Origin of the sequence: Pyxidicoccus trucidator (assembly GCF_010894435.1) — a bacterium.
GTDB lineage: Bacteria > Myxococcota > Myxococcia > Myxococcales > Myxococcaceae > Myxococcus > Myxococcus trucidator.
The window spans coordinates 225620-251881 of sequence record NZ_JAAIXZ010000015.1 but is presented as its reverse complement, the minus strand read 5'-3'; the positions used below and the strand labels follow the sequence as shown (position 1 = coordinate 251881).

The window sequence follows — 26262 nt, the reverse complement described above, 5'->3', positions numbered from 1 at the left end:
CCATGCGCAAGAAGATTGGCGAGCTGCTCATCGAGGCGGGAGTGGTGACGGAGGAGCAGGTGCGGGCAGCGCTCGGGCGCCGTGGCGCTCCCGGTGCCCAGCGGCTGGGCGAGGTGCTGCTGTCCCAGGGGCTGTGCACGCCCCCGGACATCGCCCGCGCCCTGTCCGCCCAGCACGGCCTGCCCTTCGTGGAGTTGCCGGAGGACATCCCCCCGGCCGTCACCGCGCTGGTGTCCGTGGACTTCCAGACCGAGCACCGGGTCATGCCCTTCCGGGTGGAGGTGGAGGGGCGCAGCGAGCGCATCCACATCGCCGTGGAGGACCCGGGGGATTTGACGCTGGTGGACGAGCTGCGCTTCCAGCTGCGCAAGCAGGTGCGCGTCTTCGTCGTCGCCTCGGATGACCTGGACACCGCCCTGGCGCGTGCCCGGGGCGAGCCGCTGGACATCGTGGAGGCCGAGCCGCTGGACGAGGAGGGCCCTCCGCCTCCGCCGGTGGGTGCGGGCCAGTCCCTGGAGTGGGACTTCCCCGAGCCCCCCAAGCCGCCGCCTCCGCCCGCCGCGAAGCCCGCGCCCAGGCCCGTGGCCGCCGCTCCGGCCGCGCCCGCGCGTCCCACGCTCCGGGGCTCGGCGTCTCCGCCGCCTCCGCCCATGGAGTCCCCGCCGCCCGCGCCGGGCGTGGACGTGCTGGATGACCTGCTGGGCATGGAGGCCACGCCACCGTCACGGCCGCCGCCTCCTCCTCCCGACGCGGACGGGGCCGGGGGCAAGCCGCGCGTGCCGGTGGTGCTGTTCGGCGGCGCGGCGCAGGGTGCCCGTCCCTCCGTGCCGCTCACGCCCACGCCTCAGTTCTCCGACGAGGACCTGGCCGTCCTCGACGACCTCGAGCGCATCTCCCGGGGCGAGGAGGCCATGCTGGACACGGAGAAGGTGAAGCCCGCCCGCATGGTGGCGAGCCTCATCCGCCTGCTCATCCGCAAGGGCCTCATCCAGGAAGGGGAGTTCCTGGACGAGCTGGCGCGGAAGTGACAGTCGCCGCTCAGCGTCCCTCCGCCGGGGAGCCCCTGCTGGACATCCGCGGGCTCACCGTCGAGCTGTCGCTGGAGGCAGGCCCGGCGCGCGCGGTGGACGGGGTGTCCTTCGCCGTGCCCCCGGGCGGCACGCTGGGCGTGGTGGGGGAGAGCGGCTGTGGCAAGAGCCTCACCGCCCTGTCCATCCTGGGGCTGGCCCCCCAGCCGCCCGTGCGCGTGGTGGGCGGCGAGGTCCGCTTCCAGGGACGTGACTTGCTCAAGCTGCCGGAGGCGGAGCTGCGCCGCGTGCGCGGCCGTCACGCGGCCATGGTCTTCCAGGAGCCGATGACGTCGCTCAACCCCGTCTTCACGGTGGGGGAGCAGATTGCCGAGGGTGTGCGGCTGCACCTGGGCGCCTCGCGGGCGCAGGCTCGTGAGCGGGCGGTGGAGATGCTGCGGCAGGTGGGCATCCCCGCCCCGGGCGAGCGCGTGGACGCGTATCCGCACCAGCTCTCCGGCGGCATGCGGCAGCGGGTGATGCTGGCCATGGCGCTGGCGTGCGACCCGGCGCTGCTCATCGCCGACGAGCCCACCACCGCGCTGGATGTCACCATCCAGGCCCAGATTCTGGACCTGCTCAAGCGGCTCCAGGCCGAGCGCGGCATGGCGGTGATGCTGATTACGCACGATCTGGGCGTGGTGGCGGAGAGCTGCGACACCGTGGTCGTCATGTACGCGGGCCGCGTGGTGGAGCGCGCCCCGGTGCGCGAGCTGTTCGCCCGGCCGGCGCACCCGTACACCGCGGGCCTGCTGCGCTCGATTCCGTCCCTGCAGGTGGCGACGGACGCGGGCGGGGCAGGGGGCCGCAGGCGGCTCCAGGCCATTCCCGGCATGGTGCCCTCGCTGGGCAGGCTGCCCTCGGGCTGCGCCTTCCGCGACAGGTGCGAGCGCGCGCTGGAGGTGTGCGCGCGCGTGGTGCCGCCGCTGGAGCCGAAGCGGGACGGGCAGCTCGCCGCCTGCCACAACCCGGTGCCCGCGCCATGAGCTCCGGGCCGCTGCTCCAGGTGAAGGACTTGAAGGTGCACTTCCCCGTGCGCGGCGGGCTGCTGGGCCGGGTGCGCGGCGCGGTGAAGGCCGTGGACGGCGTGGGCTTCGACGTGGTGCGCGGGGAGACGCTCGGGCTGGTGGGGGAGAGCGGCTGCGGCAAGAGCACCCTCGGGCGCGCGCTGCTGCGGCTGGTGGAGCCCACCGCCGGCTCCATCCGCTTCGACGGACAGGAGCTGACGGGCCAGTCCCAGCGGAGGCTGCGCCCGCTGCGCCGGCGCATGCAGCTCGTCTTCCAGGACCCGTATGCCTCGCTCAACCCGAGGATGACGGTGCGGGAGATTCTGGGCGAGCCCTTCACCATCCACGGCCTCGCGCGCGAGCGCGGCGAGCGGGAGCGCGAGGTGGCCGCCCTGGTGGACGCCATGGGCCTGCCGCGCGAGGCGCTGGAGCGCTACCCCCACGAGTTCTCCGGCGGGCAGCGCCAGCGCATCGGCATTGCACGCGCCATCGCATTGCGCCCGGACCTGGTGGTGGCGGACGAGCCCATCAGCGCGCTGGACGTGTCCATCCAGGCGCAGATCGTCAATCTGCTGGTGGACCTGCAGCGCGAGCGCGGCCTCACCTACGTCTTCATCGCGCACGACCTGAAAATCGTCGAGTACGTCTCCACCCGGGTGGCCGTCATGTACCTGGGCCGCATCGTCGAACTGGCGCCCGCCGCGGAGCTGTACCGCCGACCGCGCCACCCGTACACGCAGGCGCTGCTGTCCGCCGTGCCGGTGCCGGACCCGGGCCGCGCGCGCACCCGCCTGCTGGTGCCGGGCGAGCCGCCGTCGCCGCTCAACCCGCCGTCCGGGTGCGCCTTCCACCCGCGCTGCCCCCACGCCATGGAGCGCTGCCGGCGCGAGTCCCCGCCGCTGTACCCGCTCGGGGATGGGCACACGGCCGCTTGTTTTCTCGTGGAAGGAGACGCGCGGGAAGTCAGCTCCGCCCCCACCTCCGGAGGTGATGCCGGTGTTCTGGCTCAGCCACCACCACCCGGATGAGTACAACCGCACCTACGTGCTGGGCGGAGTGCGCGTGTGCGCGCGCTGCCTGGGCACGTACCCGGTGATGCTCGCCACGCTGGTGGGCCTCTTCATTCTGCGTGCGCCGCGCGAGTGGCGTTGGGACGTGCCGGTGGTGCTGGGCCTCACGCTGCCCGCCCTGGTGGACTGGGCGGTGGGGCGCTTCCGCCCGGCGGCCGGCTCCAACGCGGTGCGTACGCTCACCGGGGTGCTGCTGGGGCTGGCGCTCGGACGCTCGCTCCAGGTGCATGTCCAGCGGCCCCTTCCGGACGTGCTGCTGGCCCAGGCCGCCCTGGTGACAGCCGTGGCGGTCCCTGTCATTCTCGCCACTTACCGGAGACCGCGCTCGGGATAGACCCTCTTGGCCCCTCGTCCGTTATGACGGCACGGGTTGAGGAGGGGTCGGGGTAGCGGGTGCTCCAGGAGAGACGGGGGAGTGTTGGGACCGGAGACCTCAGACGAGCGGCTGATGCTCGCCTTCCAGGCGGGGGACGCGCGCGCGTTCGAGGCGTTGGTGCGCAAGCACCGGACGCCGGTGTTCAACTTCGTCCTCCGATTCGTCGGGCAGCGGGCACGGGCGGAGGACGTGCTGCAGGAGACGTGGCTGAAGGTGGTACGGAGCGCCGGCGAGTACACGCCCAAGGCGAAGTTCACGACCTGGCTCTACACGATTGCGAGGAACCTCTGCGTGGACAGTGCGCGCAAAGAGAGCTACCGCCAGGCGTCGTCCCTGGAAGCCCCCGCCGCGGGAGTGGACGGGGACGAGGGACGTCCGCTGGGCGAGGGGCTGCCGGACACCGGAGCCAGCCCCGAGCGGGGGGCCTACAACGCACGTCTGCGGCCGATGCTGGAACGGGCCCTGGCGTCCCTCCCGGAGGAGCAGCGAGAAGTGTTCATCCTGCGTGAGTACAGCGGCATCCCCTTCAAGGACATCGCCGAGGTGACGGGCGTGTCCGAGAACACCGTGAAGAGCCGGATGCGCTACGCGCTCGACGGGTTGCGCCGACGCCTGGCGGAGATGGGCGTGGACGGCGACCTCGCCGAGGACGGAAGGACGGTGACGGGATGAATCCGCAGAACCTCCACGCGCACGAGGACAGACTCCTCGACTTCGTCTACGGCGAGCTGCCCGTCCCCGAGGCCCGGGCAGTGGAAGCGCACCTGCAGGGCTGCGCCCGCTGCACCCAGGCCCTGGACGACATTCGCGGCGTGCGCGCCACCATGTCCCAGCTCTCCTCGGAGTCCGCGCCGGACGCCGGCCTGGAGTCGCTCCTGGCCTACGCGCAGCAGTCCGCGCGTCGCGCCGCCGCCGGCCCCGCGCCCCGGCCCTCGCGCTGGCGTCGCTGGCTGCTGCCGGTGGTGGGGCTGGCCTCGGTGAGCACCTTCGGCATCCTCGCCATCCAGCAGCGCAACCCCGACCTCACGCGGCCCAACCTGAGCATGGCCGCGGCGGAGCCGGAGCTGGCGCGGAAGGCGGAGTCCGCTCCCGCGCGCCAGGAGCCGAGACCCATGGCTCCCGCTCCCGCTCTTCAAGGCGCGCCGATGCAGGAGGCGCCCGCCGAGGTCGCTTCGGCCCTGGTCGCCGGGGACGAGGCGCCGCGACGTGCCGAGGGTTGGGAGAAGGAGGGCAGCGGGGGCGGACTCGACGCCCGCCTCGTCCGTGAGAATGAGTCGAAGGCGAAGCGTGACTTCGGAAGCAGCAAGGAGCGCGCGCGCAGTGTGAGCGACAAGGCGGCGACGATGAAGCCGGCGCCTGGCAAGAAGATGGCCCTGTTCCAGAAGGACCTGGACGAGGAAGACGCCCTGTCCGCGCCCGAAGGCCGCGTGGCCGACTCGCAGGCTCCGAAGCTGGTGCCTCCGCGCGACTCGCTGCGGCTGGGGGGAACGTCTCCGGCCTACGGGGGCGTCGCGGACGACGGCGAGCCCGCCCAGGCGGAGGAGGCCGAGCCCGAGTCCCTCGCGGCGCAGTCGCAGGCTGGGGCCCTCGGGTATGCGGCGGCGGGGCCCGCCACGGCCGCGCCGCCGCCTCCCGCGCCCGTCGTGGCGGCGGCCCCCATGCCCACGGCTCCGAGCGCCGGCCGTGGCGCGGCCAGTGTGCAGGAGGCGTTGGCCGAGCGCAGTGACTCCAACGCCGAGCAGGACTTCTCGACGGCGAAGCGGAAGAAGGGCGAGGCCGTGAGCGCGCCGACGAGGGCGCCGACGTCTCGCCCCCAGGTCGCCGCGGCGGAGCCGCGTCCGAGCGTGGCGGAGCTGTCACGCCGGGCCCGGGAAGCGTTCGACGACGGGGACCGCGCCATGGAGGCGGGCCTGCTGCGCTCGGCGCTGGCGGCCGGGGCCACCGGCACGGAGCGGCTGGGCCTTCTCAACCGCCTGTGTGACGCGGAGCTGTTCCTGGGGCGTCAGGCCGCGGGCGTCGCCGCCTGCAACCAGATCCTGACAGAGGCCCCGGGCTCCAGTGCCGCCCAGGCCGCCCGCCGTCGTCTCTCCCGCGAGCCCACGAGCCTCGAAGCACCCGCGAAATCCGCTGCTCCCGGAAAATGAAGGTCTGCGACTTACTGAGCACTGAGAAATCGCGAGCAGGCGGGCTCGCATCGCTGTCCATTTGACCGATGCATTCGAAGGCTGCCTGCCCGGATAATGTGGGCATGGGACAGGAAGCACAGGAAGGGCGGGCACAGGGGGCGCCGCGCCGCAGACAGTCGGGTCAGGCCGCTGTCGAGGCGGCGATGATCATGCCACTGACCGTCTTCATGACGTTGGGCATCATCCAGCTCACGATGATGCAGCACGCGAAGCTGATGACCGAGTACGCCGCGTACCAGGCGGCGCGGGCCGGCAGCGTGTGGAACGGCAACAACGAGCGCATGCACGACGCGGCCATCGTCGCGCTGCTGCCCACCATGGGCGCCACGAACGACCTGCCGAACCTCGCGAAGACGTTCGCGCTGCACGCGGCCTACGACACGGGCATGAGCGCGCTGAACTTCGGTGGCGGCGTGGTGCCCCGCACCGTCAACGGCTCCAACCTGCTGGGCATCATCCGGGTGGACACCATCAACCCGGCCTACTTCACGCCCATCAACACCATCTGGAAGCTGCGCAGCGGCGTCAACTGGCAGGAACTGGACTTCGACGGGGCGGACAGCTTCCCCGAGGTGCCCACGCTGGAGAACCACATCCGCAAGTTCTTCAACCTGCCGGAGCCGGACGAGTCGGAGCTCGTCTTCCGCAAGTCGACGCGGCTCACCATCCGCCTGCGCTACTGGTACCAGCTGCGGGTGCCCTTCGCGAACTGGATCATCTTCACCTCGTGGTTCGCCTCCAACGCGGGCCTCGCCCTCCACGGCGCCATCGACCGGGCGACGATGGACCCTCGCGGCAACATCATGAGCGACGGCAACCTCACCGGCCTGGCCGCCGCGTCCGTCCGGGGCATCCAGCACGAGAAGGGCTATGACTCCGTCTACCCGCTGGAGATGGCGGTGCTCTGGGGCCTGGCCACCGGCAGCATCCCCCTCGTCTCAGACCTTGCCGGCAAGCGCTACTTCATCCCGCTGACGGCCACGTACACCATGCGCATGCAGTCCAACTTCCACCGGAAGTGGATCATGCACCTCAACCCCGACTGGGGCCTGTAACCATGATTACCCGGACCCTCCGACAGAGCTTCCGCCGCCAGGAAGGCCAGGCGCTGGTGCTGGCCGCGCTGATGGTGCTCGTCATGTCCATCGCCGTGTTGACCACCGTCAACATCGGCCACACGGTGCACGAGCGCATCCGCCTGCAGAACACGGCGGACTCCGCCGCCTACTCCATGGCCGCCATGGAGGCGCGCGCGTTCAACTTCTACGCGTACGCCAACCGCACGCAGGTGTCCCACTACGTCTCGGCGATGCTGTGGCAGTCGTTGCTGTCACTCATCTACTTCGCCGAGGCGTTCCTGGCGGACACCTACGGGTTCATGAAGACCTTGAATCCCTGCGCGGGAGACGATGACGGCCTCTTCTGGAAGATAGCCTGTCCCGCCTTGAAGCTGATTCCCGTGGTGGGGCAGGTGCTCAAGGTCATCGACACGGCGATGGAGGCGTGGCGTGCCGTCGTGATGGCCTTCCATACGCTGATAACAACGACCAACCCGGACAAGCTCATCGGCAAGCTCGTCATCCCCACGCACTGGGTGCTCAACAGCGTGCTGTTCTTCGCCTCGCAGGCGGTGATGATGTCCGCCTCCACGCACGTGCTGCAGACGACGGACTCGGTCATCGCGGACAACGACAAGAACATCGACTCGCTCATCAGTCAGGGCGTCACCGGCGTCATCAGTCAGTGCCTGTTCGACCAGGCCCACTTCGCCGAGGCCGGAGGCCGCCCCCTGGGCATGCCCGTCAATCCGTTCAAGCCCATCGACCCGAAGGCGACCTCCTATGAGTCCAAGGAGGCGCGCGCCAAGCGCTCCATGGGCGGCATCTCCAATGCGACCCGCTATGCGTGTGACTCGAAGGGCGGGCTGGGAGTCGGCGGGGTGGACCTCATCTCCTGCCAGCAGAAGTTCATCACCTCGCGTCGGCTGGGCGACCTCATCCCCCTGCCGGACTTCCTGGGCATCATCGGGGAGTGGCTCAACAACGAGGTCGACATCCCCGGGGTCTTCAGCTTCGGCAAGCTGGGGCAGACGCGCCTGCTGACGCACAACAACCCGAACCGCGACAAGGCCGTCAACACGCGCAGGACGCGCAACACCATCCGCGACTGGAATGACGGCATCATTCCGTCACTCGGCATGATGGCCCAGGGAGACAACCTCGGCTCTGACGACCTGTATTGGATCAAGTTCGGTCCGGCGGGCTTCCCCGGCGTCACCAACCCGCTGTCCTGCAAGACCGACGAGAGGAACGTCGGGCGCTGCTGGGGTGACCCTCGCAAGGGCCTGGACGACACCTCTCGGAAGAAGCTGCCCTACCAGTTCATGGCCAAGACGAGCATCTGGGCCATGAACGACCAGGAGGGCTCGTACCGCGACGGCGGCGTGCACTGGCGTGTCCATCCCGACCGGCTGCCGACGGGTGACAGCCGCTGGCGGGACCGCCGGCGCCCCGAGGGCCCCGAGGGCGAGGTGGGCGTCACCAAGAACGAGGTCTGCGTCCTCCCCGTCTGTATCCTCGGCGCTGGGGAGATGGACGTCTACACCGCGAACGTGCACCCGGCGGAGGACGGCAACCACCCGTGGAAGGGCGTCATCCCGTTCATGCACTTCGAGCCGGGCCAGTTCCAGGGCGTGTGCGGCCGCACGGCCACCAACGGAGCGGCGCCGCGCTACAGGTTCGACTTCAACCAGCCGTCCACCTGGGTCGCGCTCAACAAGTCCCCGGACGAAATCACCAACCGGGACCTGAAGGACAAGGAAGCCGGCACCAACGCCCCCGCGCTGCTGAACGAGGAGGGCAAGGTGCGCTTCAACTTCACCGCCGACACGGACGGGCTGGAAATGGAGAACAACCGGAAGAAGTTCCTCAGCTTCTCCGAGGGTCTCAACGTCATCACCCGCGGGCAGACCTACTACCACCGGCCCGGCAACTGGACGGAGCACCCCAACTTCTTCAATCCGTACTGGCGCCCGCGCCTGGCCTCCGTCTACCAGGGCCGCCACAACCTGCCCCTGGTCGGCAGCCTGCACGACAGCCTGCCGGGCATGCTCCAGAGCATCGCCCCCAAGATCATCACCCACTGATGCGGAGCCCGCGGATGCACTCTCCAAGACAGCGCAGGGCCCCGCGCCGGGGCGCCGCCACCGTCGAGTTCGCGCTCGCCGTGCCGGTGCTGGTGATGATTTTGATGTTCAGCATGTATCTCACCGAGCTGGTGCGGGCGAAGGTGAAGCTCCTGGAGCTGGCGCGCTACTCCTCCTGGGAGATGACCAGCTACACCCTGTCCGACTTCGGCAACGCGGACCATGACGGCGCCTTCGAGGACGCGAAGCGCGAGGCCATGGAAGAGGTCCAGGAGCGCTTCAGGGACATGGACTCGGTGGAGACCAATGCCCAGCCCGGCTCCTTCATCGCGCGCTACGCCAACATCCAGGCGGATGTGACCAACAAGGACGTGCCCTTCATCGAGGCCGGCCTGGTGCTGGGCAACAGCAGCGACGGCATGGCCAACACCATCCTCGGCGCGGTGAACGGCGGCGCCAACGGCCTGCTGGGCTTCTGGCGGTTCAACACCAAGGGCTGGGTGGAGTCGCGGGTGTCGATGAGCTTCGACAACGTCATCCTCCCCCAGCGCTATCTCGAGCGGGGCCAGGGCGGCTTCGCCCAGGTGGACACCTTCGGAGGCCAGTCGCTCGCCAGCCTGCAGCTGAGCACCCGCCACTCCATGTACGCCACCGGGTGGCACCTGCCGGACGGCGGCGATGCTGTCATCAATGGCCGGCGGGCGGGCGGTCATACCGAGGGCAGCGACCCCCATGGCCTGTACGCGCAGGTCAACCGGATGACCTTCCTGGGCGTCAAGGAGCGCATCGAGAGCTCGCCGGTGGGGGCCGCGCTGGACTTCTTCAAGTCCTTCGCGCCGGCCTTCCTCGGCACCTTCGTCATCTCCAAGAACTACGGGTTGCCGGACGCGCCTCCGTCCGACTGCACCGGTGTCGACAGCTATCCACTGCCCGCGGCGCACGGCCTCCAGGACCAGATGTCGGACGACGTCGAGCTGCTCGACACGGAGCGGCCGCAGTGCTTCGACACCGCTCCGTTCCGGGACAACACGTATGCGAACGCGCAGTACGCGAAGATCTTCGCGGCCCGCGGTGAGCACTTCATGGGCTGCAAGAACCCCCAGGCGGAGGATGCGTCGGCGCCCACCAGCAACGACTCCACCCAGGGCGACAAGAACGAGGACATCATCAACTGTGAGTAGCCTTCTCGCCCGGCTCTGCGCGCTGCTGCTGACGGTGGGGGCCCTGGCCGCCCATGCCCAGCAGGAACTGCCCGTCTACCCGGGCACGGTGCACACGCGCATCGGCAATGACCTGGTCATCGCCGGTGAGTACTACCGCATGGCGTACTTCACCACGGACGACTCCCTGCAGAAGGTGGCGGACTACTTCACGCGCCACTGGCGCTCGCAGGGCTACCCGACGTCGGTGGACGGGGACCTGGAGAACGAGGCGGTGGTGTCCGCCCTCTACACGCGCGAGGGCCTGCAGCGGGGCGTCGTCCTCCGCCGGCACCTGGGCAAGACGGTGGGCTTCACCGTGCTGCGTGACTTGTGGGTGAGCGCGCCGAAGAATCCGTCTCCCGGGCTGGTCAAGGTGGAGGGGATGCTCTTCACCCAGGACATGTCCACGCGGGACGCGCCCGGGGGCTCGCAGAACCGCTCCTCGCTCGTCAAAGGCAGCATGGAGGAGGTGCGCCTGCGTGTCAGCCAGGAGCTCGGCAAGCAGGGCTACGAGCCGGTGCGCCAGGCCGCCCTGAAGCTGGGCGGGGAGACGCAGCTCACCCTGGAGCATGCCCGGAAGGGCGAGCAGGTGGTGACGACCCTGCGGCCCGTGGAGGCGGGGCTGACGGCCATGGTACAGATGTGGGTGGGCTCCGACCGGCCCGATGCCATGCCCAACAACGACGCCGTGCGGGAGAGCCGGCAGGCCCACGAGCGCTCGAAGCGCACGCCCCAGGAGGGCTCGAAGTGAACGCCCGGGTGACCTGCCTCGCACTGGCCCTGCTGCTGTCCGCCGCGCCCGCCCGCGCCGCGGCGCCGCCGCAGCCCGCGATGCAGGCCTTGATGGACCACATGTCCAAGGGCGCGCGGACCTCGCGGGTGGGCGACTGGGTCACCTACCGCATGGATGGGGGCGGCGCGCGCGTGCACTACTGGCGCATGGCCGTCGTGGGGCAGGAGAAGGACCGGTACGAGCGGGACGCGGTGTGGCTGGAGGTGGAGTTCGGAACCCACCCGGCGATGCGCTCGCCCCTCGGGCAGATGAAGATGCTGGTCGCCCTGGGTGAGGAGGAGAACCCGAAGCATCACCCCATCACCCGACTCATCGCCTCCGCGGGCTACGGCAAGCCGCAGGAGTACTCGCCCGAGGCGCTGGAGCACTCGCTGAAGAAGAAGCCACCCCCGGAGGAGGCCCCCCGGGCGAAGGCGTCCCCGCCGCCGAGCGCCATGCCCCGCCCGTCCGTCCGCGCCGGCAAGCAGTCGCGCCTGATGACGCACGCGGGCACCGTCACCGCCGTCCCGGTGGAGGTGGTGCTGCGCTCCACCGTCATCAAGCGCATGTGGATCAGCCGCGAGCTGCCCGTCATCAACCTGGCGAAAATCGAGATTCCAGGAATCGGCCAGAGCATGGAGGTGGCGGAGTATGGTGTGGACGCGAAGTCCCGCATCCGCATGCCGCTGCCGAACGAGCCGCAGATCCGCCTCGAGTACGCCGAACAGAAGTTCGCCAACCTTCCCTGGCTACAGTCGGAGGAAGGCGAAGAGGAAGAGGAGAGCCCATGAATCCCGCGACGAAGATGCCGCGCTCCAGCCGCCGTGCCTCGCGTGGACAGGCGATGTTGGAATACTCCCTGCTCAACTGGGTCCTCGTCGTGGCGCTCATCGTCGGAGCGTCGGTGAAGGTCCGGTGGACCGATGACCGGCAGTCCAACGTCATCGACCTGTTCATGGAGGCCTACCAGGTCTATTACGACTCGTTCTACTTCGTGCTCAACCTGCCGTTCCCATGACGGCGGTGGTCCGGAGCAGGGAAGGGGGCCCCTCGTCCTGGGGCCTGCGCCTGGTGCACGCGGGCGTCTTCCTCGCCCTGTCGGCGGTGCCGCTGGGCGCCGCGCTTCCCGAGTGGCGGCACCTGCTGGACGCCCTCTCCCGCTCCTTCCACGTGGGCGCTCCGCCACGGGGGGTGCTGCTGCTGGGCTCGGTGGCGGCGGCGGTGGGCGCGGCACGGCTGCTGGTGGGACTGGTGCTGCGCCGCTCCGCGCCGCTGTGGGCCTCGCTGGCGGTGCTCGCGGGCCTTGGAGGGACGCTCGCCCTGGGGCGTGAGCCGCCCGCGGCGCGCTCCGAGCAGCGGGCCAACCTGGCCATCCTCGCCTCCGCGCGCCGCGTCCACCTGGAGATGGTGCAGCGGCTGCAGACGCGGGCCGAGGTGCCGGTGGAGACCGCGCCCTGGCAGGCCCTGCTGGAGCAGGGACTCCGCGCGGACGCCCGCGTGCGGAACCGGACCTTCCAGGCCGTGCCGCCGCGGGTGGTGCGCGTCGAGGCGCCGGACTCGCGGGTGGAGCAGCCCACCCCGGGAGACGTGTGGCTCTTCGTCTCCCCGGATGGCGTCACCTTCACCCTGCGCGTGGTCGGCCTGGAGCAGGGGCAGCCCGCGCTCCTTCGCGACGACACCGGCGAGCCTGTCGTCCTCACCGGCCTCTTCAACCCCGACCTGCCTGCCGCTGAACCCCCCGCTTCATTGCTTCCTTGACGAGGGGATGCTTGCGGGGTTGCCTCGGAAAGCAGGCCCGGCGAGGCTCCGGGTTCATACTGACCCGGCGGCACCTCCCTTCGGAGGGCGCTGCTGGCAGCTCAGGGAGAGGCGCATATGGCAAAGGCGCGTTGGACGTGGCTGATGGTCGCGGCCCTGGTGGGGGCGGCGGGTTGTAAGGACGATGGGGACGGGACGGACCCGGATGACGACACGCCGGCGGGGGTGGAGCCCGGCTTCGGCAAGAACCGGAGCGCGCCGAAGGGCACGCCGTTCTCGTTCCCCGCGGGCGTGCAGGTGGTGTCCGGCACCATCAAGGGCGCGAACGATGACGGCGACTGCTCGGAGTCCCAGGTGGCCCCCGTGGGCAGTGGCCTCAATGTGCGGGGCTGCCTCGAGGTGAGGAACACCACGGGCGCTCCGGTGCAGGTGGTCTTCCCCCCGGGCCTCGTCATCGTCTCCGCTTCGGAGACGTACCAGAACGGCATCCTGGTGGAGCGAGAGGTCGTCACGATACCTCCCACCTCGAACGGGCCCGGTGGGGTCGACGGGGGCGCCGAGTCGGAGACGGTGAGCATCCCCCTGCACTTGTACTGCATCAACAAGTCGAGTGACCCGTCCGACTCGTCCGCGCGCTTCGAGCTGGGCCCCATCACCGACCACCCGAAGATGCGTGAAATCTTCACGCTGATGGAGGGCAAGGACATCTCCAACCAGCGAGATCCGGTGGAAGCCGTCCAGGAGGCCGTCTTCAGCGTCTCCGATGGCGACGGCCTCACGGCCGAGGACCGCGAGGCCCTCAAGGACCTGTAATCCGCGCGAGGCCCTCCGTCCCTTCGCGGGGCGGGCCTGGCGCGGCAGAGGACGGGGCGGCTCGCGGCCGGACGGGCCGCCCTCGCAGCACTGACGAAAACCAAGGAGCGCGCAATGGCGCATGCGGCCTGGAAGTGGCTGGTCGTCGCGGTGGGTGTGGGAGCGGGAGTGCTGGCGTGCAGTGGCGATGATGACGAGGGGACGGACGACCCGCCCGGCACCGGCGAGAATGAAGTCCGCCCCGGCCTGGGCGACGACCCGGGCGAGCCGCGGGGCACGCCCTTCACGTTGCCGGCGGGCGTGACGGTCAGCGGCACGGTGTTCGGCGCGGACGACCTGTCGTCGGACTGTGGCAACGGCGTTCCGGGCAACGGCTCCGGCGAGTACGTGCAGGTCTGCGTGCCGCTGCGCAACAGCACGGGCGCGCCGGTGCAGGTGGTGTTCCCCCCGGGGCTCGTCATCGTCTCCGCCTCCGAGGGCTTCCAGAACGGCCTGCTGGTGGAGCGCGTCGTCGTGACGGTGCCGCCCACGGACAATGGCTCCGGCGGGCCGCCGGATGGAGGCACGGACCCCGAGGCCGAGGTGGTGCCCCTCTTCACGTACTGCCTCAACGAGTCGCAGAACCCCAACGAGCGGGGCACCCCCTACCGCATCGGGCCCGTCACCAGCGACGCCGCCCTCCAGGAGTTGCTCGGCCTGCTGGCGGACAAGCGCATCGACAGCGAGGACGACGCCGACGTGGTGCAGGACGCCATCTACAGCATCACCGAGGGCAAGGGCCTCACGGCGTCGGACCGCGACGACATCGACGACCTGTAGCACTCCCTCTGAAAACCCCGGGACTTTCGTTCCGGATTGGCGCGGGATGCGGGGCTATCGCGGGAGGTGGTTTTGACACCTGCCGTATTGCACGGCTAACATCCCGCGCCATTCGCGCCTGTTGCGCCTGACTGTATTCGAACACCCCCTCTGGACCCCGCCTCACCGCCGAACGGCACCCCCCGTTTTGGAGGTTCCTGAATCATGCTGAAGGGCAAGACTCCGCTTGTCGTCGCGCTCGTGCTGGGCCTGCTGGCCGGCGTCATCGCGTATTCCGCCATCAAGAAGAAGGAGGCGGATGTCCGCCGCGGTTGGAACCTGGTGCCGGTTGTCGTCGCGGCCCAGGATGTCCCCGAAGGCACGGTCATCACTTTCGAGATGATCTCCCAGCGCTCGGTGCCGGAGCAGTTCGTCACCTCGTCGGTGGTGCGTCCGGACTCGGCCTCCTACGTGGTGAACCAGAAGGTGCTGGTGGCGCTGCAGTCGGGTGATCCGCTGCTGTGGAGCCAGTTCGAGACCACCAAGGCCGCCGAGCGGCTGTCCTCGAAGGTGCAGCGCAAGGCTCGCGCCATCACCATCGAGGCGAAGAACACCACGTCGGTGGGCGGGTGGATCCGCCCCAACGACAAGGTGGACGTCATCGGCACGTTCCGTGATCCGCAGACGGACGAGAGCGTGGCCGTGACGCTGCTCCAGAACGTCATCGTGGTGGCCACGGGCAAGATCACAGGCACCACGAACGTGAACCTGATTCCGGAGGGCCAGCGCGAGTACAACAACATCTCGCTGATGGTGCTGCCGGAAGAGGCGGAAATCCTCGTGCTGGCGACGGAGCTGGGCGCGCTGACGCTCACCCTGCGCAACGAGGACGACGTGGACCTCATCGAGGAGCGCGGCCGCGCCACCATCAGCACGCTGCTGTCCGGCGAGCGCACCCGGGTGCTGGAGCAGAAGCGCCGGGAGATCATCCAGATCATCAAGGGCGGAGCGGAGAAGGCCGCCGGCGCCGGAGCGCCGTAACGGCGCTCCTCGCGGGTCCTCCCCCCCTCCCAGGGAACCACGCCCATGCTCGCCGGAATCGTCCTCCTCCTCGTCACCGGGTCTGTCTTCTTCTTCAGCCTGGTGATCTTCAGCGTCCTGTCGAAGGCGTATGAGCAGTACCAGGAGCGCTACGTCGCCAAGTCGATGAACGACTTGAGCGACATGTTCCTCTTCATCGACCCCCGGCAGATGTTGATCCTCAACATCGCCTGCATGTGCTTGCTGGGGATCCTCTCCTACATCATCTTCAACCCCATCCTCGCGGTGGTGGCCACGGTGTTCGGCTTCTTCCTGCCGATGCTGATGGTCAAGCACTACCGCAAGCGGCGCATCAAGAAGTTCAACGTCCAGCTGGTGGACGCGCTGCAGGCCATGGCCAACGCCTTCAAGGCGGGCCTCACCTTCCCTCAGGCGATTGAGCACGTGGCGCGCGAGGCGATGGCGCCGCTGTCCCAGGAGTTCGGCCTGTTCGTGAAGGAAGTGAAGCTGGGCGTGCCCCTGGAAGAGGCGCTCATCAACATGGGGCGCCGGGTGGGCAGCGACGACCTGGAGCTGGTGGTGGTGTCCACGAACATCGCCCGGCAGCTCGGCGGCAACATGGCCGAGATGTTCGAGACCATCTCCACGGTGATTCGCGAGCGGTTCCGCCTGGAGGGGAAGATCGACGCGCTCACCTCGCAGGGCAAGCTGCAGGGGTGGATTGTCGCGGCCATGCCGGGCGTGCTGGGCATGGTGCTCAACTACATGCGGCCGGACCTGATGGAGCCCATGATGAACCACATCTTCGGATGGATCCTCGTGGTCATCATCGCCATCATGGAAGTGATGGGCATCCTCATCATCCGGCGCATCGTCAACATCGATATCTGAGGGGTGCACCGTGGATGTCCTGACGCAAGTGCTGGTCGGCAGCTCGGCGCTGCTCTTCGCGGGGGCCGTGGGCTTCCTGGGCCTGGGCCTGTACCAGACGCTGTTGGAGCGCTTCCTCTCGGAGGTTCGCGAGGAGTCGGCGGGTGGTGTGAAGGGCGCGGGTGGCGTGGTCATCCGCCGGCTGGGCGCGATGAACCGGCGCTTCATGTGGCCGGGCTACGAGGCCAAGGCGCGCCGCAACCTCATCAAGGCCGGTGAGCCGCAGGGCTACAAGCCCGAGGACATCATGGCGCTGCAGGAGGTGAGCGCCGTGGTGGGCCTGCTGATGGGCCTGTTCATCCTCAACGGCACGGGCCAGAACCTGGCGTGGTGCGTGCTGTTCCTGCTGCTCGGCACCTACTACCCCATCATGTGGCTGAACGACCAGGTGAAGAAGCGCCACCTGCAGATCAGCCGCGCGCTGCCCTACAGCCTCGACCTCCTGACGCTGTCCGTGGAAGCGGGCCTGGACTTCACCGCCGCGCTGGCGAAGGTGGTGGAGAAGGGCAAGGCGGGCCCGCTGCGCGAGGAGCTGCAGCTGGTGCTCAAGCAGCTGAAGATGGGCAAGACGCGTGAAGAGGGCATGAAGAGCATGATCGTCCGGGTGGACCTGCCGCCGCTGACGACGTTCATCACCGCGCTCATCCAGGCGGACAAGATGGGCACCAGCCTTGGCAAGGTGCTGCGCATCCAGTCCACGCAGATGCGCATCGACCGCACCCAGCGGGCGGAGAAGCTGGCCGGCGAGGCCCCGGTGAAGATGCTCTTCCCGCTCATCGCCTGCATCTTCCCGACGGTGTTCATGGTGCTGTTCGGGCCCATCGTGTTCCAGTTCTTCTTCGGCGAGATCTCCTGAGGTTGTTGCCCTGCCTATCCGTCTGACCATCACCAAGGGGCTCCAGGAAGGGAGGGAGCTCGTCTTCGAGCAGGCCGAAGTGAAGATCGGCCGCACCTCGGAGAACGACCTGGTGCTGCATGACCATGGCGTGTCCCGGCGGCATGCTCGCATCCTCGAGCGTGCGGGCCTGTACTTCGCCGCGGATGTGGGCAGCTCCAACGGCACCGCGCTCAACGGCACGCTGCTCCCGGGTGAGCAGCAGCTGAGGGACGGGGACCGCATCACCGTGGGGCCGGTGGAGTTCACCTTCGTCTGGGTTCCGCCCGACGGCGACGAGGACGCCACCCGCCCCATCCGCCGCCACCCGCCGCTGGGGGCGCCCATCGACGGCGTGGCGGAGAACGTCCCCACGGGGCGGCTCCCCGCCGTCAGCCCGGTAAGGCCCGCGGACTCGCCGTCGCCCGCTCCGGCGGCGCTGGCACCGGTGGCGTCGCTCCCGGTGCCCGCGAGGGCTGCTCCGGCGCCTGCGCCCGTGCCCGCCGGGGCCGACGGGCTGTCCGCCGCCGACCGCGCGCGCCGCCGCCGCGAGCTGGCCGGCAGCAGTGGCGGGCAGCTCGCGCTGTGGTGGGGCGCGCTGTCGCTGGGGGCCCGCATCGCGGTGGGCGTGCCGGTGCTGCTGGTGCTGCTCGGCGGCCTGGGCGCGGTGGGCTGGGTGTTCCTGCCGCACGGCGGAGTCCTGGGCTCGAGCGGACCCGAGCCGATGGAGCTCGGGCTGGAGCTGGTGCCGGACTCGTTCGGCCTGGGCGAGGGCGTCCAGTGGGAGCGCCCGGACCAGAAGGCCTTCGACTTCCAGTTCGTCACGCCCACCCGGGCGGTGGCGCTGATCCACTACCAGGCGAGCGGCATCTCCAAGGAGGAGGTGGCGCTGGTGCTCAACGGGGTCAACCTGGGCTGGGTGCCTCCGGATACGACGAGCACCGCGGAGCGGGAGCTGGAGTCCATCCTCCCGGTCATCACGCTCAAGCGCGGCGAGCAGAACTCGCTCGTCTTCGACAACGTCCGCAACCCGCCGGGCAACGAGACGTGGCGGGTGTGGAACCTCCGGCTGGAAATCATCCCCGTGCCGGAGCTGTCACGGGACGACGTGCTGTCCAAGGCGCGACAGTACGCCCAGACGGGTGCCCGCTTCTACGAGACGAAGGCCGTGGGCGCGGAGAACCTCTTCAAGGCATGGCAGCAGTACCGCTTCGCGTGGATCACCCTGGAGGCCCTGGACGAGAAGCCGGACCTGTACCAGGACGTGCGCTTCCAGCTTGGTCAGGTGACAACCGAGCTGGACCACAAGTGCAGCCAGCTGATGCTCGATTTCCAACGCAGCGTACAGTACCGCAACGCCAGGAAGGCCCGGGCGGCCCTGCAAGAGGTGAGCAGGCGCTTCCCTACGGCCGAGCATCGCTGCCACAATCGGGCGTTGGAATTGGCTTACGAGCACGAGCTGTAGTCGCGTGCCCCCCTCGCAGTGAGTCGGTGATTTCCCATGTCGAACGGTTCCCCTCCGGCGCGTCGCAGGCCCACTTCCGGAACGCCTTCCGGCGGCGGCCCGCCCTCGGGTGGAACGGGCTCCCGGCCCGTGCGCAGGACGTCCCCTGGCGCCTCCGCTTCCCGGTCCGCCCCCGTGTCCGCCGCGTCGCGGCTCGTGTGCATCGCCGGCCCCAAGGCCGGTGAGGAGTTCTCGCTGGAGGACGGCGAGTACACCATCGGCCGCGCCACCGATAACCCCATCTGCATCCCCGACACGTCCGTGTCGCGCAAGCACGTCATGGTCCGCAAGCTGGGTGCGGGCTGGGCGGTGAGCGACATGGGCTCCGGCAACGGCACGCTCGTCAACGGCGACGTCATCAACGACGAGACGCCGCTGGCCAACGGCGACGTCGTCACGCTGGGCGACACGGAGCTGCGCTTCGAGGACGTGGCGAACTCCACGATGTCGGTGTCCGCGCCCCCGAGTGGCTCGCGGCCCCGGCCCTCGACTTCCGCGTCCGGCGCTCGCGCCGGGGTGCCGGCCCGTCCGCCGCCGCGCACCGAGGGCGGGCGCGTGCGCACCTCGCGCACCTCGGCCGTCACGCCGCCGAGCCCGGAGGAGCTGAAGAAGAAGATGCGCATCAAGCTGGCCGCGGCCGGCGTGGTGGTGCTGCTGTTCGCCGGCCTGGGCGTGGTGCGGATGAACGTGAGCCGCCAGCAGGCCGCGGAGATGCAGGAGGCCATGGAGGGCAAGGCCCGGCGCGACGCGCTCAGCGCGCTGTTCCAGGAGTCGAAGAACCTGGTGCGCGAGGGCAAGTGGATTGAGGCGCAGGCGAAGCTGGAGGAGCTCCAGGCGCAGGCCCCGGAGTATCCGGGCGTGACGGACTACCTCGGGCACGCGGAGCGGGAGATTCCCATCCAGCGCAGCCTGGCGGACGCGCGGGCCGCGCTGGCGAAGAACGAGCTGGGCAAGGCCTCGGCGGCGCTGGCGAAGACGGGCAGGACGCAGTTCCTGGACGACCATGTCCGCACGGCGAAGCGCGACCTGGTGACCGCGGCCCAGAAGCGCACGCTGGAGGCGCGCAAGGCGCTGGACGGCAACCAGCTGAACGAGGCCAAGGCCATCACCGACGACGTGCTGTTGGCCTTCCCGGAGGACCGCGACGCGAAGCTCATCAACGAGCAGGCGGCGCAGGCCATCCTCGTGCGCGACGCGCCCAAGCCGGTCTACCAGGCGGCGGCGCCCAAGCCGTGGGAGCCGGCCGTGGACCGCTTCCGCGACGGCGACGTGTCCGGCGCGAGCGCCATCCTCAACGCGTGCTCGGGCAAGACGCCGCAGTGCAAGAAGCTGCTCGGGCAGATGACCGAGTTCAGCAACCTGTACAAGCGCCTGGAGGACCTGGACGGCAAGCTGCTGACGAAGCTGCTGGCGTTGGACAAGGACATCACCGACGGGCGGCCCAGCAAGATGGCTCGCAATGCGGGCACGCGCGCGGCCACCATCTATTACAAGAGCGCCACCGCGGCGAAGGCGGCGGGTCAGTGGGGCCGGGCCATGGAGTTCGCGCGGCGCGCCCTGCAGGCGGACTCCGGCCATGCCGGCGCCACCAACATCATCAGCGAGATGAAGACCAAGGCGAAGGACCTGTACCTCTCCGCCTACTCCATCAAGGACTCCGCTCCCGACGAGGCGCTGCCCAAGTTCAAGGACGTGGTGGCGATGACGCCGGCCGAGGACGAGTACCACCAGAAGGCGCAGACCTGGGTCGAGAAGCTCTCGCGATGAAGAAGTCCAAGGGCGCGGGCGGGGCTCCTCCGCCGGCCATCCCCGGCCAGGGCGACTTGTTCGGCCTGCCGGCCTCCGCTCCCGAGGCCTCCGTGGACTCGGGTGAGGTCCGGCCCGCGGGCCGCGTGGTGGCCATGCCCAGGAAGCCGCCCCCGCCTCCGCCGCCGGTGGATGCGGACGGCACCGCGCTGCTGGGGCCGCTGGAGGGCGCGCCTCCGCCGCCGCCCAAGCCCGAGCGCCTGGTGCTGTCGGTGGGCGAGCTGACGCGCCAGCTGAAGCAGACGCTGGAGTCGCGCTTCGCGCGCGTCATCGTGCGCGGCGAGGTGACGGGCTTTCGCGGGCCCAACGCGCGCGGGCACTGGTACTTCTCGCTGAAGGACGCGTCCGCGGCCATCGACGCGAAGGTGTGGGCGTCGCTGGCGGCCCGGCTGCGCTTCGCGCTGCGCGACGGCATGGAGGTGCTGGCCGAGGGCAGCGTGGACCTGTACGAGCCGCAGGGGCGCTACAGCCTCATCGTCCAGCGGCTGGAGCCGGTGGGGGAGGGCGCGCTGGCGCTCGCCTTCGAGCAGCTCAAGGAGCGGTTGGCGGCGGAGGGGCTCATCGGCGACCGGCGCAAGCGCGCGCCGCGCCCGCTGCCCTTCCTGCCCCGGCGCATCGGCATCGTCACCAGCCGCACCGGCGCGGCGCTCCAGGACTTCCTGCGCGTGCTGCACTCGCGCAACCCCCGGCAGAGCGTGCTGCTGGCGGACGCGCGCGTGCAGGGCGAGGGTGCCGCGGTGGACGTGGCGCGGGCGATTGAGCGGCTGTCGCGCACCGACGTGGACGTCATCGTGGTGACGCGCGGCGGAGGCTCCGTGGAGGACCTCTGGACGTTCAACGAGGAGCTGGTGGCGCGCGCCATCTTCGCCTCGCCGGTGCCGGTGGTGTCGGCCATCGGCCACGAAATCGACTTCACCATCTCCGACTTCGTCGCGGACCTGCGGGCGCCCACGCCCAGCGCGGCGGCGGAGCGGCTGGCGCCGGTGCTGGCGGACCTGGAGCTGACGCTGGCCACGCAGGCCGGGCGGCTGCGGCGGGCCACGGAGCGGCGGGTGCTGGAGCTGCGCGAGGAGCTGGGCCAGCTCTCGGCGGAGCTCGAGGACCCGCGGCGCGCCATCAACCACCAGCGACTGCACCTGTCCGAGCAGGTGGAGGCGATGATGCGCGTGCTGCGGCCCGCGGTGCGCGAGCACCGGGACGGGCTGCGCGTGCTGTCCGAGCGCCTGCAGCGGGTCCGGCCCCAGGCACGGCTGGGCGAGCAGCGGGCCCATCTGCTGAGGCTGGCCCGGCGGCTGTCGGAGGCGGCCCGCGCGGGCGTGGCGAGCCGGCAGGCGTCGCTGGCGACGGCGCACCTGGGCCTGGAGCGGGTTTCGCCGACGGCGCGGGTGGCGAAGGAGCGTGCCCGGCTGGCCGCGCACCGGGCACGGCTGCTGGCGCTCCAGCAGGGCACCCTGGCGGATGCGCAGCGGCGTTTCCAGCGTCTGGAGGGACGACTGGACGCGATGAGTCCGTTGAAGGTCATGTCGCGCGGGTATTCGGTGGTCTTCCGCCAGCGGGATGGGGCGGTGGTGCGCACCAGCACCGACGTACAGGTGGGAGAGCACCTGGGCATCAAACTCGCGGTGAACGGGGCGAAGACGCTGGGCGGGTGTGAGGAAGTCGAAGTCACCGTCACGGGCGTGAAAGGGCCGGTGGACTGCTAACGGGCCACCCTCTAGAGTCCCGCGCCCCACGGGGAGGTGGAAGGCTGTGGCGAAGTCGGACAAGGCGCCCAAGGCGGACAAGGTGGCGGAGCCCGAGGTTCCCGAGCAGTACGGGGACGTGGTGACGCGACTGGAGGAGACGGTGGGCCGGCTGGAGAGCGGCAACCTGTCCCTGGAGGACTCTCTCAAGGCCTTCGAGGAGGGCATCCGGCTCGTGCGCCGCGGCGAGAAGCTGCTCACCGAGGCGGAGCAGCGAATCGAGCAGCTGCTGCTGGACGAGGATGGCAAGGACGTGGTGGCGCCGCTGTCGGTTGCGGGACGTCCTGCCCCGGCCGCGGCCCCCCGAGCGCCCGCTGCGCCTGCCCCCAGGCCTCCCCCGGAGGATGACGTCCCGTTCTAGGCCGTTCGGGCGCCCACTTCCGGCATGTCGAAGCCGAAGATCACCATCGTCGATGATGACCGCGACACGCGGGAGCTGCTGGCGGCGGCCCTGGAGGACGAGGGCTTCGACGTCACCATGGCTGCCAACGGCCTGCGCCTCATCGCCTCCCTCCAGCTGCACCGGCCGCACGCCATCCTCCTGGACGTGAATATGTCCTGGATTGACGGCTTCGAGCTGTGTCGGGCAGTGAAGAAGAACGAGCACTTCCGGGACATCCCCGTCATCTTCATCAGCGGGCGAGGGGACCCGGAGGACAAGCGGCACGGCTTCGAGGTCGGCGCCGCGGATTACTTCGTCAAGCCGCTGGACATGGACAAGCTCGTGAAGCGCGTGCACGAGCTCGTGGCCACGCAGCCCCCCTAGAGGAGTACGGACTCTTGGCACCCTTCAATCTGGACTCCTTCCTGAGCGCCCAGCAGGCGCGGGTGGAGTCGCTGCTGCGCGAGCGCGCGGACCTCCTCCAACCGTCTGGCACCCCGCCGAAGCTGGCCGAGGCCATGCGCTACTCGCTGCTGGCCGGCGGCAAGCGCCTGCGCCCGGTGCTGTGCCTGGCCTTCGCGGACACCGTGGCGCGCGCCAGCAATGCTTCCGCGCTGGCGGGCGACGCGGCGTGCGCGGTGGAGTACGTGCACACGTACTCGCTGGTGCATGACGACCTGCCGGCCATGGACGACGACGACTACCGCCGGGGCCGGCTCACCAACCACAAGGTGCACGGCGAGGCCATGGCCATTCTCGCCGGAGACGCGCTGCTGACGGAGGCCTTCACCCTGGTGGCCTCGGGGCCGGAGCCGGTGCGCGCGGCGCTGTGCCGCGAGCTGGCCGTGGCGGCGGGCGCGGCGGGCATGGTGGGCGGGCAGGTGCTGGACATCGCCGAGGACCGGCCGGCCGCGCTGGACTACCTCATCCGGCTGCACCGCCTGAAGACGGGCGCCCTCATCCGCGCCGCGTGCCGCATGGGCGTGCTGGCCGGGGGCGGGGACGCGGACGCGCTGGCCCGCGCGGACAGCTATGGCGACGCGGTGGGGCTGGCCTTCCAGATTGCCGACGACGTGCTGGACGTGACGGCCACGCCGGAGCAGCTGGGCAAGCCGGCGGGTGCGGACGCGGCGGCGGGGCGCTTCACCTTCCCGGCGGTGGTGGGGCTGGAAGCGTCCAAGCGCATGGCGGAGGAGAAGGTGGCCCAGGCGATGGCGGCGGTGCGGCCGCTGGAAGGCGCCGACGGGCCGCTGGCCGCACTGGCGCGGTACTCGGTGGAGCGGAAGTCCTGATGACGGGGTTGCTGGAGCGCATCGCCTCGCCCTCCGACGTGCGGTCGCTTCCGGAGGCGGAGCTGCCGGCGCTGTGCGAGGCGCTGCGCGAGGACATCATCTCCCTGTGCGGCCGCGTGGGCGGGCACCTGGGCGCATCGCTGGGCGCGGTGGAGCTCATCGTCGCGCTGCACCGGGTGTTCCACTCGCCGACGGACGCGCTCCTCTTCGACGTGGGGCACCAGGCGTACGCGCACAAGCTGCTCACCGGGCGGCGAGAGCGCATGCATACGCTGCGGCAGGCCGGCGGGCTGGGGCCCTTCCTGGACCCGCGTGAGAGCCCGCATGACGCGCTGCTGGCGGGCCACTCGTGCACGGCGGTGTCCGCGGCCCTGGGCATGCTGGAGGGGCGCCGGGTGCTGGGCCGGCGCGGCCACGTGGTGGCGGTGCTGGGTGACGGCGGGCTCACCGGCGGGCTCACCTTCGAGGGGCTCAACAACGCGGGGGGCAGCGACCTGCCGCTGGTGGTGGTGCTCAACGACAACCAGATGTCCATCAGCGCCAACGTGGGCGCCATTCCGGCGCTGCTGCGCACACGGGGCGCGCGCGCCTTCTTCGAGGGGCTGGGCTTCACCTACCTGGGGCCGGTGGACGGGCATGACCTGGGCGCGCTGGTGCACGCGCTGCGCGAGGCGAAGGTGTCCTCGCGGCCGGTGGTGGTGCACGCGCTCACGCTCAAGGGGAAGGGCTTCCCCCCGGCGGAGGCGGACGCGCAGACGCGCGGGCACGCCATGGGCCCGTACGAGTGGCGGGACGGCAAGCTGGTGCGCTCGCGCAAGGGGCAGCGGACCTTCAGCGAGGCCTTCGCGGCGGTGCTGGAGGACGCCATGGCGAAGGACTCGCGCGTGGTGGCGGTGACGCCGGCCATGCTGGAGGGCTCGGCGCTCAACGAGCTGAAGGCGCGCTTTCCGGACCGGGTGCACGACGTGGGCATCGCCGAGCAGCACGCCGTCACCTTCAGCGCGGGGCTGGCCGCGGCGGGCGCGCGCCCCGTCTGCGCCATCTACTCCACCTTCCTCCAGCGCGCGTACGACCAGGTCATCCACGACGTGTGCCTGCCGGGCCTGCCCGTCGTCTTCGCGGTGGACCGCGCGGGGCTGGTGGGCGCTGACGGCGCCACGCACCAGGGCACCTTCGACGTCGCGTCGCTGCGGCCGCTGCCCGGGCTCCAGCTCTGGTCGCCCATGGTGGGCGAGGACCTGGCGCCCATGCTGGACACCGCGCTGGCGGCGCCGCACCCGTCCGTCCTCCGCTTCCCGCGCGGCACGCTGCCGCCGCTGCCTCCGGGGGTGCTCGCGGGCGAGGCGCCGCTGGTGGGCGCGCGCTGGCTGCTGCGCGCCGAGCGGCCCCGGCTGACGCTGGTGACGCTGGGCCCGCTGGGGCTGGCCGCGCTGGAGGCCGCGCGGGGCCAGCCAGGCTGGAGCGTGCTGGACGCGCGCTGTGCCTCGCCGCTGGACGAGGCCGCGCTGCTGGAGGCCGCCGCGTGCGGCCACGTGGTGGTGGTGGAGGAGGGCACGACGCGCGGCGGACTGGGTGGCGCGGTGCTGGAGCTGTACGCGGCCCGGGGCATCACCGCGCGGGTGCGCCTGGTGGGCATGCCGGACGTGTTCGTCGCGCATGGCGACGCGCGGGTGCAGCGCGCGGAGCTGGGCCTGGACGCGGCGGGCCTGCTGCGGACGGGCCGTGAGCTGCTGGAAGGAGGCGGGCGGTGAAGCCTCGCAAGGAGCGCGTGGACGTGCTGGTGGTGGAGCGCGGGCTGGCGGAGTCGCGCACCAAGGCGCAGGCGCTCATCCTCGCCGGACAGGTGGTGGTGGACGACCAGCGCGTGGACAAGCCCGGCTCGCTGGTGCCGGTGGAGGCGGAGCTGCGCCTCAAGGGCGAGGTGCTGCCCTACGTGTCGCGCGGTGGGCTGAAGCTGAAGGGGGCCATGGACCGCTTCGGGCTCGACGTGACGGGCCGGGTGTGCGCGGACATCGGCGCCAGCACCGGCGGCTTCACGGACTGCCTGCTCCAGCACGGGGCCACGCGCGTGCACGCCATCGACGTGGGCTACGGCCAGCTGCACGAGAAGCTGCGGAAGGACCCGCGGGTGCGCTCGCGCGAGCGCGTCAACGCGCGCTACCTCACGGACGAAGATTTGCCGGAGAAGGTGGGCGCCATCGTCATCGACGTGAGCTTCATCTCGCTCACCCAGGTGCTGCCCTCGGTGCTGACCTTCCTCGAGCCGGGCGGGCTGCTGGTGGCGCTGGTGAAGCCCCAGTTCGAGGTGGGCCCCGAGCGGGTGGGCAAGGGCGGCGTGGTGCGGGACGCCGCCGCGCGCCAGGACGCCATCGACACGGTGACGGCCTTCGTGCGCGAGCAGGGCCTCACCGTGCGTGGGCTGATGGACTCGCCCGTGCCCGGGCCCGCCGGCAACGTGGAGGCACTCCTCGTCGCCGACAGGCCCTGAGCGTTGCTG

26 protein-coding genes are annotated in these 26262 nt (G+C 70.6%); all 26 read left to right on the top strand.

Features of this window, described 5'->3' with window-relative positions; translation table 11 throughout:
- Positions 1 to 2 precede the first annotated feature (2 nt).
- The 26 genes from G4D85_RS34885 (at position 3) to G4D85_RS34760 (ending at position 26253) form a co-directional block, all read left to right on the top strand.
- The gene (locus G4D85_RS34885; protein ID WP_164018404.1) at positions 3 to 1028 is read left to right on the top strand and encodes a GspE/PulE/PilB domain-containing protein; all 1026 of its coding nucleotides are present in this window, start codon (positions 3 to 5) and stop codon (positions 1026 to 1028) included.
- The gene (locus tag G4D85_RS34880) at positions 1025 to 2053 is read left to right on the top strand and encodes an ABC transporter ATP-binding protein (RefSeq protein WP_240359669.1); all 1029 of its coding nucleotides are present in this window, start codon (positions 1025 to 1027) and stop codon (positions 2051 to 2053) included. The genes G4D85_RS34885 and G4D85_RS34880 overlap by 4 nt, the downstream gene beginning before the upstream one ends.
- On the top strand, positions 2050 to 3102 hold the full coding sequence (locus G4D85_RS34875) for an ABC transporter ATP-binding protein (protein WP_164018403.1): 1053 nt from the start codon (positions 2050 to 2052) through the stop codon (positions 3100 to 3102). Before G4D85_RS34880 ends, G4D85_RS34875 begins: the two co-directional genes overlap by 4 nt.
- Positions 3071 to 3478 (top strand): DUF2085 domain-containing protein, encoded by a 408-nt coding sequence (locus G4D85_RS34870; RefSeq protein ID WP_164018402.1) that lies wholly within the window; start codon positions 3071 to 3073, stop codon positions 3476 to 3478. The genes G4D85_RS34875 and G4D85_RS34870 overlap by 32 nt, the downstream gene beginning before the upstream one ends.
- 81 nt (positions 3479 to 3559) lie before the next feature.
- Positions 3560 to 4192 carry an RNA polymerase sigma factor gene (locus tag G4D85_RS34865; RefSeq protein WP_164018401.1) on the top strand — a complete coding sequence of 211 codons (633 nt, stop codon included), beginning with the start codon at positions 3560 to 3562 and terminating at the stop codon, positions 4190 to 4192.
- Entirely contained in the window at positions 4189 to 5664 is a 1476-nt protein-coding gene (locus G4D85_RS34860) for an anti-sigma factor family protein (protein WP_164018400.1), read from the top strand. Before G4D85_RS34865 ends, G4D85_RS34860 begins: the two co-directional genes overlap by 4 nt.
- Before the next feature lie 104 nt (positions 5665 to 5768).
- Entirely contained in the window at positions 5769 to 6761 is a 993-nt protein-coding gene (locus G4D85_RS34855; RefSeq protein ID WP_164018399.1) for a TadE/TadG family type IV pilus assembly protein, read from the top strand.
- A gap of 2 nt (positions 6762 to 6763) precedes the next feature.
- A complete protein-coding gene (locus G4D85_RS34850) occupies positions 6764 to 8851 on the top strand; it encodes a Tad domain-containing protein (protein WP_164018398.1) in 2088 nt (695 codons plus the stop codon).
- 14 nt (positions 8852 to 8865) lie between these two features.
- Positions 8866 to 10032, top strand: a complete 1167-nt coding sequence (locus G4D85_RS34845; RefSeq protein WP_164018397.1) for a TadE/TadG family type IV pilus assembly protein — start codon at positions 8866 to 8868, stop codon at positions 10030 to 10032.
- Complete coding sequence (locus G4D85_RS34840; protein ID WP_164018396.1) at positions 10025 to 10804, top strand: hypothetical protein; 780 nt, start codon at positions 10025 to 10027, stop codon at positions 10802 to 10804. Before G4D85_RS34845 ends, G4D85_RS34840 begins: the two co-directional genes overlap by 8 nt.
- On the top strand, positions 10801 to 11616 hold the full coding sequence (locus G4D85_RS34835) for a hypothetical protein (protein WP_240359668.1): 816 nt from the start codon (positions 10801 to 10803) through the stop codon (positions 11614 to 11616). Before G4D85_RS34840 ends, G4D85_RS34835 begins: the two co-directional genes overlap by 4 nt.
- On the top strand, positions 11613 to 11843 hold the full coding sequence (locus tag G4D85_RS34830) for a hypothetical protein (RefSeq protein WP_240359667.1): 231 nt from the start codon (positions 11613 to 11615) through the stop codon (positions 11841 to 11843). Before G4D85_RS34835 ends, G4D85_RS34830 begins: the two co-directional genes overlap by 4 nt.
- Positions 11840 to 12583: a hypothetical protein gene (locus tag G4D85_RS34825; protein ID WP_164018395.1), complete on the top strand. Its 744-nt coding sequence runs from the start codon at positions 11840 to 11842 to the stop codon at positions 12581 to 12583. The genes G4D85_RS34830 and G4D85_RS34825 overlap by 4 nt, the downstream gene beginning before the upstream one ends.
- A gap of 117 nt (positions 12584 to 12700) precedes the next feature.
- On the top strand, positions 12701 to 13396 hold the full coding sequence (locus G4D85_RS34820; RefSeq protein WP_164018394.1) for a hypothetical protein: 696 nt from the start codon (positions 12701 to 12703) through the stop codon (positions 13394 to 13396).
- A gap of 114 nt (positions 13397 to 13510) precedes the next feature.
- Positions 13511 to 14215 carry a hypothetical protein gene (locus G4D85_RS34815; RefSeq protein ID WP_164018393.1) on the top strand — a complete coding sequence of 235 codons (705 nt, stop codon included), beginning with the start codon at positions 13511 to 13513 and terminating at the stop codon, positions 14213 to 14215.
- A gap of 204 nt (positions 14216 to 14419) precedes the next feature.
- Complete coding sequence (gene cpaB / locus G4D85_RS34810; protein ID WP_164018392.1) at positions 14420 to 15235, top strand: Flp pilus assembly protein CpaB; 816 nt, start codon at positions 14420 to 14422, stop codon at positions 15233 to 15235.
- A 45-nt stretch (positions 15236 to 15280) separates the two neighbouring features.
- The gene (locus tag G4D85_RS34805) at positions 15281 to 16126 is read left to right on the top strand and encodes a type II secretion system F family protein (RefSeq protein WP_164018391.1); all 846 of its coding nucleotides are present in this window, start codon (positions 15281 to 15283) and stop codon (positions 16124 to 16126) included.
- Positions 16127 to 16136: 10 nt separating this feature from the next.
- Entirely contained in the window at positions 16137 to 17021 is an 885-nt protein-coding gene (locus tag G4D85_RS34800) for a type II secretion system F family protein (RefSeq protein ID WP_164018390.1), read from the top strand.
- 79 nt (positions 17022 to 17100) lie between these two features.
- Positions 17101 to 18504, top strand: a complete 1404-nt coding sequence (locus G4D85_RS34795) for an FHA domain-containing protein (protein ID WP_240359666.1) — start codon at positions 17101 to 17103, stop codon at positions 18502 to 18504.
- Positions 18505 to 18540: 36 nt separating this feature from the next.
- Entirely contained in the window at positions 18541 to 20310 is a 1770-nt protein-coding gene (locus tag G4D85_RS34790; protein WP_164018389.1) for an FHA domain-containing protein, read from the top strand.
- Positions 20307 to 22052, top strand: coding sequence for an exodeoxyribonuclease VII large subunit (xseA, locus tag G4D85_RS34785; RefSeq protein WP_164018388.1), 1746 nt, complete (start codon positions 20307 to 20309; stop codon positions 22050 to 22052). The genes G4D85_RS34790 and xseA overlap by 4 nt, the downstream gene beginning before the upstream one ends.
- Before the next feature lie 46 nt (positions 22053 to 22098).
- Entirely contained in the window at positions 22099 to 22452 is a 354-nt protein-coding gene (xseB, locus tag G4D85_RS34780) for an exodeoxyribonuclease VII small subunit (protein ID WP_164018387.1), read from the top strand.
- Positions 22453 to 22476: 24 nt separating this feature from the next.
- Positions 22477 to 22857, top strand: a complete 381-nt coding sequence (locus G4D85_RS34775; RefSeq protein ID WP_164018386.1) for a response regulator — start codon at positions 22477 to 22479, stop codon at positions 22855 to 22857.
- 14 nt (positions 22858 to 22871) lie between these two features.
- Positions 22872 to 23765, top strand: coding sequence for a polyprenyl synthetase family protein (locus G4D85_RS34770; protein ID WP_164018385.1), 894 nt, complete (start codon positions 22872 to 22874; stop codon positions 23763 to 23765).
- Positions 23765 to 25516, top strand: coding sequence for a 1-deoxy-D-xylulose-5-phosphate synthase (locus G4D85_RS34765; protein ID WP_164018384.1), 1752 nt, complete (start codon positions 23765 to 23767; stop codon positions 25514 to 25516). Before G4D85_RS34770 ends, G4D85_RS34765 begins: the two co-directional genes overlap by 1 nt.
- Positions 25513 to 26253: a TlyA family RNA methyltransferase gene (locus G4D85_RS34760; RefSeq protein ID WP_164018383.1), complete on the top strand. Its 741-nt coding sequence runs from the start codon at positions 25513 to 25515 to the stop codon at positions 26251 to 26253. Before G4D85_RS34765 ends, G4D85_RS34760 begins: the two co-directional genes overlap by 4 nt.
- The last annotated feature ends 9 nt before the right edge of the window (positions 26254 to 26262 follow it).